General features: G+C 54.6%; 18 protein-coding genes and 1 tRNA gene. 3 read left to right on the top strand and 16 right to left on the bottom strand.

Annotated features, from left to right (window positions below; genetic code table 11):
- Positions 1-54 precede the first annotated feature (54 nt).
- Both J4617_RS01200 and J4617_RS01195 read left to right on the top strand, forming a co-directional pair.
- A tRNA-Asn gene (locus J4617_RS01200) sits at positions 55-130 on the top strand.
- A 164-nt stretch (positions 131-294) separates the two neighbouring features.
- A complete protein-coding gene (locus tag J4617_RS01195) occupies positions 295-597 on the top strand; it encodes an Arm DNA-binding domain-containing protein (protein WP_001219031.1) in 303 nt (100 codons plus the stop codon).
- 18 nt (positions 598-615) lie between these two features.
- On the opposite strand, the gene arsB is transcribed toward J4617_RS01195, so the two are convergent.
- Genes arsB through J4617_RS01170 form a run of 5 tightly spaced genes read right to left on the bottom strand, consistent with a single transcriptional unit; the run spans position 616 to position 4730 of the window.
- Positions 616-1665, bottom strand: coding sequence for an ACR3 family arsenite efflux transporter (gene arsB / locus J4617_RS01190; RefSeq protein WP_001276040.1), 1050 nt, complete (start codon positions 1663-1665; stop codon positions 616-618).
- Between the two features lie 17 nt (positions 1666-1682).
- Positions 1683-3443 (bottom strand): arsenical pump-driving ATPase, encoded by a 1761-nt coding sequence (gene arsA / locus J4617_RS01185; protein WP_017465532.1) that lies wholly within the window; start codon positions 3441-3443, stop codon positions 1683-1685.
- Between the two features lie 43 nt (positions 3444-3486).
- Positions 3487-3849, bottom strand: a complete 363-nt coding sequence (arsD, locus tag J4617_RS01180; RefSeq protein ID WP_000849417.1) for an arsenite efflux transporter metallochaperone ArsD — start codon at positions 3847-3849, stop codon at positions 3487-3489.
- Between the two features lie 33 nt (positions 3850-3882).
- On the bottom strand, positions 3883-4359 hold the full coding sequence (locus J4617_RS01175) for an arsenate reductase ArsC (protein ID WP_017465531.1): 477 nt from the start codon (positions 4357-4359) through the stop codon (positions 3883-3885).
- Positions 4356-4730 carry a helix-turn-helix domain-containing protein gene (locus tag J4617_RS01170; protein WP_001041816.1) on the bottom strand — a complete coding sequence of 125 codons (375 nt, stop codon included), beginning with the start codon at positions 4728-4730 and terminating at the stop codon, positions 4356-4358. Before J4617_RS01170 ends, J4617_RS01175 begins: the two co-directional genes overlap by 4 nt.
- 413 nt (positions 4731-5143) lie before the next feature.
- On the opposite strand from J4617_RS01170, the gene J4617_RS23160 reads away from it, so the two are divergent.
- Complete coding sequence (locus J4617_RS23160; protein ID WP_001624696.1) at positions 5144-5329, top strand: Arm DNA-binding domain-containing protein; 186 nt, start codon at positions 5144-5146, stop codon at positions 5327-5329.
- A gap of 148 nt (positions 5330-5477) precedes the next feature.
- On the opposite strand, the gene ldtA is transcribed toward J4617_RS23160, so the two are convergent.
- The 11 genes from ldtA to J4617_RS01115 all read right to left on the bottom strand — a co-directional run bounded on the left by ldtA (position 5478) and on the right by J4617_RS01115 (position 14390).
- A complete protein-coding gene (gene ldtA, locus J4617_RS01165) occupies positions 5478-6407 on the bottom strand; it encodes a L,D-transpeptidase (protein WP_001252816.1) in 930 nt (309 codons plus the stop codon).
- A gap of 77 nt (positions 6408-6484) precedes the next feature.
- Positions 6485-7555 (bottom strand): nicotinate-nucleotide--dimethylbenzimidazole phosphoribosyltransferase, encoded by a 1071-nt coding sequence (gene cobT / locus J4617_RS01160; protein ID WP_001193983.1) that lies wholly within the window; start codon positions 7553-7555, stop codon positions 6485-6487.
- 26 nt (positions 7556-7581) lie between these two features.
- Positions 7582-8325 (bottom strand): adenosylcobinamide-GDP ribazoletransferase, encoded by a 744-nt coding sequence (gene cobS, locus J4617_RS01155; protein WP_017465530.1) that lies wholly within the window; start codon positions 8323-8325, stop codon positions 7582-7584.
- On the bottom strand, positions 8322-8867 hold the full coding sequence (gene cobU, locus J4617_RS01150) for a bifunctional adenosylcobinamide kinase/adenosylcobinamide-phosphate guanylyltransferase (protein WP_000973194.1): 546 nt from the start codon (positions 8865-8867) through the stop codon (positions 8322-8324). Before cobU ends, cobS begins: the two co-directional genes overlap by 4 nt.
- Positions 8864-10384 (bottom strand): cobyric acid synthase, encoded by a 1521-nt coding sequence (locus J4617_RS01145; protein WP_017465529.1) that lies wholly within the window; start codon positions 10382-10384, stop codon positions 8864-8866. The genes cobU and J4617_RS01145 overlap by 4 nt, the downstream gene beginning before the upstream one ends.
- The gene (locus tag J4617_RS01140) at positions 10381-11196 is read right to left on the bottom strand and encodes an energy-coupling factor ABC transporter ATP-binding protein (protein ID WP_000881542.1); all 816 of its coding nucleotides are present in this window, start codon (positions 11194-11196) and stop codon (positions 10381-10383) included. The genes J4617_RS01145 and J4617_RS01140 overlap by 4 nt, the downstream gene beginning before the upstream one ends.
- Positions 11197-11204: 8 nt before the next feature.
- Positions 11205-11882 carry an energy-coupling factor ABC transporter transmembrane protein gene (locus tag J4617_RS01135; RefSeq protein WP_017465528.1) on the bottom strand — a complete coding sequence of 226 codons (678 nt, stop codon included), beginning with the start codon at positions 11880-11882 and terminating at the stop codon, positions 11205-11207.
- Positions 11869-12150, bottom strand: coding sequence for an energy-coupling factor ABC transporter substrate-binding protein (locus J4617_RS01130; RefSeq protein WP_000753212.1), 282 nt, complete (start codon positions 12148-12150; stop codon positions 11869-11871). The genes J4617_RS01135 and J4617_RS01130 overlap by 14 nt, the downstream gene beginning before the upstream one ends.
- 1 nt (position 12151) lies before the next feature.
- Positions 12152-12889 (bottom strand): cobalt ECF transporter S component CbiM, encoded by a 738-nt coding sequence (cbiM, locus tag J4617_RS01125; protein WP_000764336.1) that lies wholly within the window; start codon positions 12887-12889, stop codon positions 12152-12154.
- Positions 12886-13599 carry a cobalt-factor II C(20)-methyltransferase gene (locus J4617_RS01120; RefSeq protein ID WP_017465527.1) on the bottom strand — a complete coding sequence of 238 codons (714 nt, stop codon included), beginning with the start codon at positions 13597-13599 and terminating at the stop codon, positions 12886-12888. Before J4617_RS01120 ends, cbiM begins: the two co-directional genes overlap by 4 nt.
- Positions 13596-14390 (bottom strand): sirohydrochlorin cobaltochelatase, encoded by a 795-nt coding sequence (locus J4617_RS01115; protein WP_000709777.1) that lies wholly within the window; start codon positions 14388-14390, stop codon positions 13596-13598. Before J4617_RS01115 ends, J4617_RS01120 begins: the two co-directional genes overlap by 4 nt.
- Positions 14391-14392 lie beyond the last annotated feature (2 nt).

Raw genomic sequence — 14392 nt, 5'->3', positions numbered from 1 at the left:
TTAAATGGGGTTTGACAAAAATTTTTCCGCCGCTAATATACGACCCCACACGATTCCTCTGTAGTTCAGTCGGTAGAACGGCGGACTGTTAATCCGTATGTCACTGGTTCGAGTCCAGTCAGAGGAGCCAGATTTTAGTTTCGGGACATCCTGGTGAGTCCGGAGATGTTTAAAAAACAAGAACTTATCTTTACCCGGTTAACCTGATAAGGTTTGCCGGGTTTTTTGACACCTATAGTTTTTGGGGACTTAATCGGGGGCCTCACGGTTCGTTGAGAAATGGAGCCCCCGCCGATGGCATTAACCGATACCGCTATCCGCAAGATCAAACCCACCGAGAAATCCTTCAAGATTACCGACAGTTCAGGACTCTACCTGCTGATCAAACCCAACGGCTCGAAACTCTGGTACATGAAGTACCGCATTGACGAGAAAGAGAAGAAGCTGGCTTTTGGCCCCTATGCGGTGAAAAAACAGTTAATCAGGTCGAACCCTGCGCAAAATCTGGATGGTGAGTTCACGCCGCCTGAAACACAGCATTACCCGGCCCTGCCCCTTGAGAAACTGTCTGAATGTTTGCCGCGAACGGATAATTAGAGAGGGATAATATCTCCGCTAAGCTCTCTCATACCACCCTTTCGAACGATTCACCACTCGCACAACCAGCAGCATCACCGGCACCTCAATGAGCACCCCAACCACGGTCGCCAGCGCCGCACCGGAATGAAAACCAAACAGGCTGATTGCCGCTGCGACAGCCAGTTCAAAGAAGTTCGATGCGCCGATCAGGCTGGATGGACAGGCAATATTGTGCTTTTCGCCCACCAGTCGATTCAACCCATAGGCCAGTGCCGAGTTAAACAGCACCTGAATCAGAATTGGCACCGCCAGCAGGGCAATGACCAGCGGCTGTTGCAGAATGGCTTCGCCCTGAAACGCAAACAGTAACACCAGCGTTGCCAGTAATGCCGCCATTGACCACGGGCCGATTTTCGTCAGCGCATTATCGAATGCCGCTTGCCCCTTGCGTAGCAGGGCCTTACGCCAGAGCTGGGCCAGAATAACCGGCACAACGATGTACAGTACCACGGAGGTTAACAGGGTGGCCCACGGCACGATGATTGAGGACAAGCCGAGTAGCAGCCCAACAATCGGCGCAAAGGCGAAAATCATGATGGCATCGTTCAGCGCCACCTGCGACAGCGTGAAATAAGGGTCGCCGTTGGTGAGTCGGCTCCAGACAAACACCATTGCCGTACAGGGCGCGGCGGCCAGCAGAATAAGCCCGGCGATGTAGCTGTCAAGCTGATCGGTTGGCAGCCACGGCGCGAATAAATAACGGATGAACAGCCAGCCGAGCAGCGCCATTGAGAATGGTTTAACCAGCCAGTTGATAAACAACGTTACGCCGATCCCGCGCCAGTGCGCTTTGACCTGCCCCAATGCCCCGAAATCAATGCGCAGCAGCATAGGAATAATCATTACCCAAATAAGCAAACCGACCGGCAAATTGACGCGGGCAATCTCCAGACCGCCGATAACGCGAAAGACGCCCGGCATTACCTGCCCGAGCAGAATACCGATGGCGATGCAGAGCGCAACCCAGACGCTCAGGTAACGTTCAAACAGGTTCATGGCCGGAGCGGCCTGGGTTTGTGCGGACATAGCAGGCTCCTTTAGGTTTATTTTCCCGTTGTGCTCAGTTGTAGCAAACGTTCCACACCGACAGGCTCTTCCGCCTGTAGCGGCACCAGCGCACAGCGTCGGGCATGGTGGGTACAGACGGCATCAATCTGCGACCGTTCGCGTTCGGCACGCTGGCGCAGCAGCGGCGATGTAGTCGGCGTATTGATCAGGCTGTTATTAATGACCCAGCCCCACGGTTCAATCCCCGCGCGACGCAGGTCGTCCTGCAAATGAGCGGCTTCCAGCACCGGCGTGGTTTCCGCCAGCGTGGCGATGAGAACTTTCGTCTGCTCGCTGTCCTGTAGGCGCATCATGGGCGTCAGTACGGGCTGACCGTGTTCCCCGGCCAGTCGGGCAATCTCACGGTGGTAAGCGCCAGTAGCGTCAAGCAGCAGCAACGTATGGCCGGTTGGTGCGGTATCCATGACGACAAACTGCTTACCTGCCTCCTGAATGATGCGGGAGAAAGCCTGAAACACGGCAATTTCTTCCGTGCAGGGAGAACGCAGATCTTCTTCAAGAACGGCACGACCCTGTTCGTCGAGTTTTTTACCCTGCTCAGCCATCACCTGCTGCCGGTAACGCTCGGTTTCGGCCAGTGGATCGATACGACTGACGGTCAGACCGTCGAATGAGCCATCCAGCGTGTCGGTCAGGTGCGCCGCCGGATCGGATGTGGACAGGTGAACCGGATAACCGCGACGGGCCAGTTCAACGGCAATAGCCGCCGCCAGCGTGGTTTTCCCCACGCCACCTTTGCCCATCAGCATGATCAGGCCATGTCCCTGAGATGCGAACCCATCGATTAGCGATGACAGCGAAGGGAGGTCAACGGGCGGTATATCTCCGCTTTCCACCGGCGCGCCTGTTGCGCTGTCGTCCAGCAGGCCACGTAATGCCACCAGACCCACCATATTGAACGGTTTTAGCGGCAGGCGATCGCAAGGCAATGCTCGCAGGTTATCAGGTAAATGTTGCAGCGCCTGTTGTTCACGTTGATACAGTGCCTGCGCCAGCTTATCGTGTGCGGCTTCCTGATCAGGCAACAGGCCGTTAATGACCAGATACTGCTGCGTCAGGCCGATGGCGGCTAGTTCGTCATAAGTGCGCGATACTTCCTTCAATGTTGCGGTTTGCGCTCTGGCGACCAGCACCATTCGCGTCAGTTCCGCATTCGCCAGTGCGTCTACGGCGGCACGATACTGGCTGCGCTGTTTTTCCAGCCCGGCCAGCGGTCCGAGACAGGACGCACCGTGCTGGCTGTTGTCGAGATAACCGCTCCACGCGCCGGGCAGTTGCAGCATTCGTAGCGTATGCCCGGTTGGCGCGGTGTCGAACACAATATGATCGTACTCATCGCGCAGTTGCTGATTAGTCAGCAGCGCGGTGAATTCGTCAAAGGCGGCTATTTCGGTGGTACAGGCACCGGAAAGCTGCTCCTCAATACCCGCTACGATGTCGTCCGGCAGAATTCCACGCACCGGTCCAACAATGCGCTCACGGTATGCCGCTGCGGCAGCGGACGGATCGACTTCCAGCGCAGCCAGTCCGTTAACCGCTGCAATCGGGGTTATCTGATGACCGATAGTCTGTTCAAATACCTGCGCCACATTGGAAGCCGGATCGGTGCTGACCAACAGTACACGTTTGCCAGAGGCGGTCAGATGAATCGCGGTAGCACAGGCCAGCGATGTTTTACCCACACCGCCTTTACCGGTAAAAAACAAAAAGGGGGGCACCTGCCGAAGCATCAGCATAAAAAAGACTCCTTTAAATTAAATAAAGCGGGAAATCAGTCCGTCAGCAGCACTTATCGCCGCCGCAACAGGAGGAAGCCGCTGGCGTAAAACTCGAATAGACGGTAAGCCCCATCCAACGCGCCAGTTCCTCTCTGCGAGGGTAGCGACCAGCCAGTGCGACTTCACCATCCACCAGAATCAGCGGTAGCGCCTCTTTGCCGGAACGGGCCAGAAAGCCTTTAACGATTTCGTTCTGTGCGAAGAGCAATGGTTGCTGCGCCAGATTGAAACGCTCAATATTGACGCCCTGCGTTCTGGCCCACTCAAAATCAGCGGCGAATGCGACCAGCGCCGGATCGGTTTCCGGGCCACAGACGCCGGAAGAACAGCATAATGCGGGATCGAAAATCTGAATCGTCTTCATTTGACTCTCCATCAATTATTGAAATACAGGTCGTTAAAAAATTTCGCCAATACGATCCAGTTCAACTTTCAGACGAGCGCGATCGTGCAGCAATTCATTCAGCGGCAGCGCCAGAAAAGCTTCAATACGCGCACGTAATGTCTGGTAAGCAGTGACAAAAGCCGTATCGATTTCGGCATCGCTACCGGTAGCACGAGCCGGATCGTCAACGCCCCAATGGGTACGCATCACGTTACCGAGCCAGGCCGGACAGGTTTCTCCGGCAGCGTTTGAACAGACTGTCACGACAATATCCGGCGTCTGCGGCAGGCCATCCCACAATTTGCTGAAATAGCCTTCTGTTGAAATGCCTTCCCGCGCCAACAACGCCAGTGCTCGGGGATGTACGTAACCCGCCGGGTGACTGCCTGCGCTCATGGCGCGCCATCCGGCAGGAGCCAGATGGTTAAACGTGGCTTCGGCCAGCACGGAACGGCAGGAGTTGCCGGTACAGAGAAAAAGTACGTTCATGATTTACTCTTTTTCGTGGTGTTGAGTGGTGGTAAAACGGCTTCTGAGCAGGAAGAAGCCGAACGAAAATCCGCGCATTGTTCCGGGTGGCCTGAGCAGCACTCCTCGGTCAGCCAGCCGATTAAATCCAGCATCAGTGGGATGTTGGCACGATAACGCTGGTAACGACCTTCCTGTTCTACCGTCAGCATCCCGGCTTGCGTCAGCGCCTTTAAATGAAACGATAAGTTAGTCGGCGGGATATCCAGCGTTGAAGCGATCTCCCCGGCAACCATGCCCTCGGTACCCATTTTTATCAGTAGGCGATATACGTCCAGACGTACACCGGAGGAGAGGGATTCAAAGATGGTTGTGGCAGTTTGTTTGTTCATAATGTGGGGCGGCCCTCTATGATTCAATATTTCAATCATTATTGAATAATCGAATTAATTCAAGTATCCGTTAATAATATCTAGTGGAAATGGCAAGATGGGGGGAAATAATCCCACTTTTAAAATGTGATAAAAATCACATTCTTAGTGCATCATTACGATCGGGGCTTTTATAAGGGCCTTATTTTGAATTTAGAAAATAAATATTTTATTATTCAATGAGATAAAAAACGCACCCAGTCAGAGGAGCCAAATTCCTGTTTTCAGGCATCTCAGCATGTCTCAATAGTATTTTGATTCAGAGAGTTAGCGTAGAAAACTGTCTCAGTGCATATTGATTTATCTCTCCGCATCGGGACAAATTGGTGGTCTGATTTGGGGTCATTTCAGTTAGATAAAGGAGTGATCACCACATGCCCCTTACTGACAGTAAAATCCGCGCTACTAAACCTTCACCAACTCCCTTTAAACTGACCGCTTCTCACGGTCTGTATCTGCTTGTCAGTCCGGGCGGTTCATGCCTCTGGTATCTCAAATATCATTTCGACCGAAAAGAATACTCGGCGCGGTGGATAAGAGAGCCTTGCAGACGCATATAAAAAACCTCCGGCGATGCCGGAGAAAAGATTTATGACTTTGAGCTTAATCGGAGGGCTCGCGGTTCGCTGAGAAATGGAGCCCCTGCCATGACACTCACTACTAATACAGATGCTCCAGCCCATGAAAACCAGCAATGTGGCAGGATATTTAAAGGCCAGGCCTGCCCGCGCTAATGTTGACCGGCATTCCGGAACGGCGCTCCAGCACCTCATTAACCCGCGAAGTATCAACGTCATCCCCTTTGATAAACGTGCGCAGCACTGGCGTAACGGGCAATGGAACTTTTTTGTCTGACTCAAATTCAGCACGGTTGCGAGAAAGCGGTTCGTGTACCTCCAGCCAACGACTGCCATCCGGCTCTACCGAAAATTTAACGGGCCTGTCGATAATCTGAACGCGGGTTCCTACAGGAACATGGTCGAATAAATATTTAATATCGTCATTGCGTAAACGGATACAGCCCTGACTGACGCGAAGGCCAATGCCAAAGTTAGCGTTAGTGCCATGGATGGCATATAACCTGCCGATATATATTGCGTATAGCCCCATAGGGTTATCCGGCCCCGCAGGCACCATCGCGGGCAGCGTTTTTCCCTCTTTAGCATATTCCCGACGCGTATTAGCCGTTGGCACCCAAACCGGGCCATCTTGTTTGCGTTCAACCGCAGTTACCCAGTTGCGCGGCGTTTCACGGCCAGCCTGACCAATACCAATGGGTAGCACCTCAACCGTATTCGTGCCTGCGGGATAATAATAAAGGCGCATCTCGGCGACGTTTACCACAATACCTTCACGAACGGTGTCAGGCAGAATCAACTGCTGCGGCACTACCAGTGTGGAACCAGACTGAGGTAAAAACACATCCACGCCGGGATTCGCTTCAAGCATATTACTCAGCCCCTGACCATAGCGGGCGGCAAATGACTCTAAGGGCTGAGTATTGTTCTGCGGTACGGCGATTGTGACAGGCTGTCCTACCAGACGACTGCCTTCGGGCGGCAACGGATAGCTTATAGCCAGCGAGAAATGGCTTACCAACAAGACGAAAAACGGAAAAAAAGGTGTGATACGACGCATTATATCCCTTCCTTTGTCGCGGCAGGTGTGCGTTAAGTATAGCTTTTTTCTCACATGGCTGGTGTTGTGCGCCCGGGTTATGTTGCGTTTGCGTTCCCCTCCGGCAGGACAATATTACTGGCCGCCAACTCCCCCATGTTGTGGAACATGGCGCACGCGGCTTCCACGATCGGCATCGCCAGCGCCGCGCCGCTTCCTTCACCTAACCGCATCGCCATATGCAAATAGGGTTCCATAGACAAATGCGCGAGCGCGATGCGGGCGCCCTTTTCCGCCGAAAAGTGCGACGGGATCAGATAAGGTCTCACCGCAGGCGCAATCTGACAGGCCGCCAGCGCTGCCGAGTAGGAAAGAAAGCCATCCAGCAATACGGGTAAGCCACACCTTGCCGCGCCAAGCATCACGCCGGTCATCCCGACCAGATCAAAACCACCCACCTTCGACAACACATCAATGCCGTCGCGCGGATTGGGCTGATTAATCGCAATCGCCCGCCGCACGACGTCCACTTTATTATCGATGCGGGAAGGCGGAAGATTCGCGCCAATCCCCACCACCTCTTTTGCATCACTTCCTGTAAAAACGCTGACCATCGCGGCGGCTGGCGTAGTGTTCGCCATTCCCAGCTCCCCTACGCCAAATAAGGTCACGCCGCGTTGCGCCAGGTCGCAGGTGTAGCGGGAAACCTCCAGCAAAAGCGCCTCAGCCTGCAAGCGACTCATCGCCGGGCCAACGGCAATATTTCCGCAGCCGCGCGCGACGCGCATATTAACTACGCCAGGAATAGGTTCGGCATCAATACCGACATCAATGACATGCACCTTCGCACCGGCCTGAGCGGCAAGCACGCATACGCCGGTTGTTCCCCGCGTCATATTCGCCGCCTGAATCGCCGTCACGATTTTGGGCGAAACCGCTACGCCTTCATCCCAGACGCCATGGTCGGCGCACATCACCAGCACCGCCTTTTCACCTACCTGCGGCGTACCGTTAAGACCCGGCATACCCGCGAGCTGAACGGCTAAGGTTTCCAGTCTGCCCAGGCTGCCCGGCGGTTTGAGCAGGCCGTCAATATGTTGCTGCGCACGCGCCATCGCCTCGGCGTCCGGCGCAGGAATGTCACGGAGTAAAGCGTGTAGTGTCTGCATAAGATGTCTCGTCCGTAATAATCGGCTCATAACAGAGCCAGCAGAAAGATCAATTCGCCAAGTTCGATCGCCGCGCCCAGCGTATCGCCGGTTTGACCGCCAAGCGTACGTTTAAGCAACTGGCCAAGGATGAAAATCGCCGCGCATGTGACCACCATTGCGGCCAGTCCTTGCATACCAGGCAGTAATACCGTGGCGATGATTATCGCCAATCCCAGAGTAATGCAGGTTTGCCGTCCGCTGACTTTACCGATAAATACATTGCCAAGCCCCTCTTCACGGGCGTAGCGATAACGGTACATCAATAAAACGGCGCTGCCGCGTCCGGCCGCACAGGCCGCTGCCAGCGCCGCCAACATTGGCGTTCCACGTAACGCCAGTTCGCTGACCACCAGAATTTTTGTCAGGAGCACAAAAATAAGCGCCAGCCCGCCATGGGTTCCCAGACGACTATCGCGCATAATCTCCAGCATTCGCTCACGGCGGCGCGCGGAAAAAATGCCATCGCAGGTATCGGCCAGCCCATCCAGGTGAAAACCACCGGTCAGCAGCGCCAGCGCCAGAATACAGAACAACGCCGCTAGCGGAATACCGCACCAGGGTTGCAGGAGGATGAAAATCAGGCCGCTTACGCCCCCCAGAATCAACCCGATAAAGGGAAACATCACGATCCCACGCGAATACTGCTCGAAATCCAGTCCCTGCGACCAGCGTGACGGCACGGGCAAGCGGCTAATAAAAGCGAGCATGGCCCAAAACAGCTTACTCATTTAATTTTGACTCCAATACCTGAGACCACCAGCCAGACCTCATCCGCCGCTGCCGACAGTCGTTGGTTGACCCGACCGGCAATATCACGAAAATGGCGCGCCAGACGGTTTTCCGGGACGATCCCCATTCCCACCTCATTTGTCACCAGTACCACTTTCGCCGGGCAGCGCTGGCAGGCTGCAATTAAAATCTGAATTTCATCGTCAATGCCGCGCTCCATCGCTGCATAATCCCATTGTTCGGGATCGTTTTCGCCTCCCAGCGCAAACAGCAGATTCGTCACCATGGTGGTAATACATTCCAGCAAAATCGCGTCGTCAGGGGCAAGATCCGCGGTAATCAACGTATCAAGATGCCGCCAGCATTCTGCGGTCCGCCAGTGTGCCGGCCTGCCATCTTTATGATGCTGAATTCTCGCCGCCATCTCGTCATCAAGAATCTGCGAGGTGGCGATATACAGTACCTGCGGCGCATCGCCAATTAAGGTTTCAGCATGACGGCTTTTACCACTACGCGCCCCGCCCGTCACCAGAATCATCATACCGGCTCCTGATGTTGTTGCATGATGTTATAAATTTCATCAATATCAATATGTTGCCGCATCGCTTCCGCCAGCAGATCAAATTGCCGCGCTTTATGCTCCGCATAACAAAAAGTCGTTTCCCACGGCGCAAGTCCTTTTCGCGCCCGTAACCCATTGACCACCGCACGGGTAAACGCATCGCTGTCAAACAGGCCGTGAAGGTAAGTGCCAAACGCCAGTCCGTCGGCGGTGACCGCGCCATCCGCCACAGAGCATCCATTTTTCTGTAACGTCATGGCCGTACAGCATCCTTCCTGCAGCACCGTTTCCCCCATGTGAATTTCATAACCGCGTACCGGTAGCCCCGCCGCGGCAGCCAGCCAGCCGGGCAGCTCGCCTGACATTGTCGCGTTAACCTGCGTCGTGGTTTTATCCTGTGCAAAGCGAGTGATCGTATTAAGCAGCCCCAGGCCCGGCTGCGTACCCAGCCCCGACTCCACCTCATCCACAATGGTGTCGCCCAGCATCTGGTAGCCGCCGCAAATCCCCATCACCGGCACGCCCTGCCGATGTGTCTGCAATACCGCATCCGCCATCCCGCTTTCACGCAGCCAGGCGAGGTCGCTCAGCGTATTCTTACTGCCCGGCAGGATCACCAGATCAGCGTCAGTCAACGCTTCCGGGCGGCGAATATAGCGTATGCGCACATCCGGCTGCGCCGCCAGAGCGTTAAAATCCGTAAAGTTAGAAATATGTGGCAGTTGCACAATGGCAATAGTGATATCACGGGGGGCGTTACCGCGATATTTATCGTTTTGCAGCGCGACGCCATCTTCATCTTCCAGATCCACATCCAGCCATGGCATCACTCCCAGGACCGGGACGCCAGTAAGCGATTCGATTTGTTCGATACCGGAATAGAGTAGCGCCACGTCGCCGCGGAATTTGTTGATAATGACGCCCTTTACTCTGTCACGCTCCTGTTTATGCAGCAGCGCCAGCGTGCCATAAATAGCGGCGAATACGCCGCCCCGGTCGATATCCGCCACCAGAATAACCGGACACTGGGCCATTTCCGCCATTCCCATATTGACGATATCGCGATCGCGCAGATTGATTTCCGCCGGGCTTCCGGCGCCTTCCAGCACAATAACGTCATATTCCTGCGCCAGGCTGTTATAGACCGCAAGGATTTGCTCACGCAAACGCGGTTTATAGTCATGGTAACTAACCGCATCCATATTGGTCGCCACTTTCCCCATCAGCACGACCTGCGCCAGGCGATCGCTGGTCGGTTTGAGCAGCACCGGGTTCATACGCACATCTGGCGTGATCCCCGCGGCTTCCGCCTGAAAAATTTGCGCCCGCCCCATCTCTTTACCATCCGGCGTAATACCAGAATTAAGCGCCATATTTTGCGATTTAAACGGCGCGGTACGCAGACCATCCTGATAAAAAATGCGGCATAAACCGGCCACCAGCACACTTTTGCCGACGTCGGATGCCGTCCCCTGCAACATAACTGCCTGCGTCATGACGCCTCCCTGAATGCGCACTTTTGCATTCGATGAAAAAACTCCGTTTCTGTTTTACACAGCGGCAGTCCCAGTTGAGTATGAAGTTTGACCAGCCAGGGCTGGGTTAGCCCCGCTTGTTCCATCGCTTCCGTACACGCGAAAACCTCGCCAGGCGCGCCATGCGTCAGGATCTGGCCCTGGCGTAATACGTATACGGCATCGCTAATTTCATAAATAAGATCGATATCATGGCTGGAGATAATGACATGATTTCCCTGCGCCACAATCCGCCTGATGATAGCAAGCATCTGAGTGCGCCCTGCGGGATCGAGACCAGCAGTGGGTTCATCCAGCAATAGATAGCGCGCCTGTAGCACCAGCGCTCCGGCGATAGCCACACGTTTTTTTTGCCCATGACTCAAACACTGAATGGGCTGATGGCGAAAATGTTGGGCGTCAACCAGCGTTAGCGCCTCGTCGACGCGACGCGTGATTTCCGCTTCCGGCACCCCCAAATTACGTAAACTAAACGCAATGTCGCTATCGATATCAGTATAAAAAATCTGCTGTTCAGGGTCCTGAAAAACCGTCGCAACTTGCTGGCGCAGCGCCAGTAGTCCGCGCTTGCTGTAATCCAACGGTTTTCCCTGCCACAATACGGCCCCTTTTTGCGGACGCAACAGGCCGCTCAGGTTCATAAAAAGCGTAGACTTCCCACAACCGTTCGCGCCCACCAAACCGGTAACAGGCGAGAGCGAAAAATCCAGATTTAACCCTTTAAGTACCGGCTCATCCTGATAACGAAACCACAGGTCTGAAGTGGCAAGCATAATAGTCCTTACAGGTGAAAATCACCCTGATACAGTTTGATATCCAGCGTGGTGGTCATTTGCTGATAACGCATTAACACCCGCGTAAACAGGAGTCCAGTCAGCATTGCCAGAGATCGATAGCCGTTCGGCAGGCTGCAATAACCAAAACGCAGCGTTTGCGCACGACGGATTGCCACCGCCTCATCCAGAAGAATAAAGAGAAAGCGCCACGTTAACAGGATTTGCTCGGTAAGCAGGCGTGGAATATGCGCGCGCTTAAGCAAGCTAATTAACTGCGGAAACGGTAGGTTCATCACCAGCCACAACGTCGCGGACAGCGCCGTCAGGCTACGCCAGAACGTTTCATTCGCCGTAACCACGCCCGCACGGGTAATCCCGATCCAGTACGGCCCGACAGAGATGCCAGCCAGCAGCATTTGCGGCTCGCGGCTGATGCTGAAGATAATCGTTATCACGCCGACCAACAAAAATCCAAAAGGTATCGCCATCCATCGACACCAGCGCCAGAGGGATATGCGCAATAGCCAACAACTCAATCCGGCAATGATCAGCAGCTCAATGCCCTGCCCTACAGGCGGCAGAACAAACGCCAGTATCATCATCGCCAGCCACAGCAAAAACTTGCGCTGCGGCGCAACGTGTACCCAGCGGCTTTGATAGCTGAGTCGATCAAGCCCGGTCATCACGGCGTTGTTTACCTTTGCAATACCCCAGGATATAAAAAATCACCGCCGCGCCAAGAGAGCCCTGAAGGGTAAACAGCAGGCTTTCAATTTCACCGCTGGCAGGTTCATATAACGGCTGAAACCAGGGTTTATACTGCGGCGCAATAGCCTGAATCTGGCTTTCCGCTTCGCCGTCTGAACCGCCATATTCACCGCCATGGTTAATAAAAAACGGCAGAATCACCAGCGCCACCACCATCGCTAACAACATCAACGTTTTTTTCATTTTAATGTCCTTGTACGGTAATCACTTGCCGTTTGGTTAACTGGTCATAAATCATGACGGTTAATAAACCTTCAGCAATAGCGACAGGAATCTGTGTGAGGCAGAAAATCCCCATAAACTTCACAACAGACCCTGTCGCTCCGGCATGGGGATCGGGAAACGCAACGCCAAGCTGGACTGAAGTCACAAAATAGGTTGCCAAATCCGCCAGCATCGCGCACAGAAAAACGGCGACATCGCGGCGCAGTCCGGCACGGCAGGCCATTTTCCACACCAGATAACCGACAACCGGGCCAATCACCGCCATCGACATTCCGTTTGCGCCAAGCGTCGTCAGGCCGCCGTGCGCCAGCAATAGCGCCTGAAACAACAGCACAACCGCGCCGAGAATCGCCACCACCCCAGGCCCGAACAAGATAACCGCCAGACCAACGCCGGTCGGATGTGAACAACTCCCCGTTACCGACGGAATTTTGAGCGCGGACAGGACAAAAATAAACGCGCCGCACAGCGCCAGCAGTACCTTCTGATGATTATCCTCCTGCACAATACGCCGTAAGCGTACCAGCCCATACCACAAGCAGGGTAAAAACAGTAACCACCAGGCCAGCGCCCACACTGGCGGTAAAAAGCCCTCCATGATATGCATCGCAAACGCCTGTTGCGGGACAACCATCAGCAATAGCGCTGCAGCCAGTCCACTGAAAGACAACTGTCTAAGCTGCTGTTCAAGTTTCATTCTGCATACTCCCACTGTTTATTGACCAGAATGGTCGAAAAATAGGGCAACGCTCGATCATCGTTGACCTCGTGGAGGTGGCGCCAGCACTGCTCGCCGGGCAGCGTGGCCTCGGACATCATTAAGGCGCATTCCAGCAGGCCAGCCTGCGCCAGCAACGCTTTAATACGGGCGAATCGGCCATACACTTTCATCAACACCAGGCTATCATGCTGTTGTAGCGCCTGGGCTATTTCCGCTTCCGGCGCGGTACAAGAAATAACCGCCAGCGATTGCCGTTCTATGGCGAGCGGCATTTTCGCGCGGGCGGCTATCGCGGCGAAGGACGTGACGCCGGGGACAATCTCCAGCCACTCCGGGCAGCCGATTCTCTGGAGTAAAAAAATCCAGGTACTGAATAGCATCGCATCGCCCAGGGTAATAAAACCGACCTGTTTACCCGCTTTCACCTCTGCGGTAAGCGCGGCGGCAACCTCGTTCCAGACCGCTTCTTTCTCGGCGCCGTCAGCGCTCATAGGGAAATGGCAACAACGTACTTCCGTCTGCTCGCCGAGATAGTCGCGCACAATCGACAACGCCAGACTATCGCCCCCCTTACGACCGGCGGGCGCATACAGAATGTCCAGCGAGCCAAGAATCCGCGCTGCGCGGACGGTTATCAGGTCGGGCGCGCCTGGCCCGGTACTTAATGCGTATAATTTACCGTTCATGCCGCCTCCTCCACCGCCATGTTCAGCGCCTGGTGCAAATGCGCGACAAACATCGCCCGGATAGCCGGGTTTTCTCCCAGCCCGCTCAGCCACGGCGTCGCCGGAATGCCCGCCGCGTTAAAGCGCATTTTCCATGAGTCGCCGTCGTCTGAAGCCATATCATTAATGGCGTGATCGCCCGCCACCAGCATTAATGGCATCAAATGTACGCCGGTGACGCCTTCGTCACGCAGGCTGTCGATCAGGATGTCGACCTCCGGGTAGCTTTCTACGGCGCCGACGCGCGCCGGAAAGCGCTGCGCGGTCATCATATGATCGAGACAGGCATAAGCTGCGAATGCGTGATGGCTGGCGCCGTGGCCCATAAAAACGACTTTCTCCGTTTGTCTGAGCGATGGCATCTGTTGTCGCAACGCCTGCATTAGCTGAACATAATCGTTATGGCTGCTCAGTAGCGGCACACCCAGCGTCAGGCGAGTGAATAACGGACGCAAGATTTGTACTTCACGGACAATTTTTTCATATTCGTCGCCGTTAATAATGTGCAACGACTGAATCGCCACGTCCTGATATCCCTGTGCGGCAAGCTTTTGCAAAGCCTGTAATGGCGTATCGATGTCGATACCGTCACGCTGGCGAAGCTTGCGAATGATCATTCCGGAAGTGAAGGCGCGAAACAGGTCGCGATCGGGACAGGACGCCGCCAGATCACGTTCGCACGCCACAATGTTTTTTTCACAGGTGTCGTGATAGCTGGTGCCAAAACTGACTACCAGAAGCGCTTTTTTCATTT

This window comes from Salmonella sp. 32010601201800023SM, from assembly GCF_017572235.1.
Classification (GTDB): domain Bacteria; phylum Pseudomonadota; class Gammaproteobacteria; order Enterobacterales; family Enterobacteriaceae; genus Salmonella; species Salmonella enterica.
Note: the sequence above shows the minus strand (reverse complement) of the source record. Positions and strands in the feature narration are given on the sequence as shown.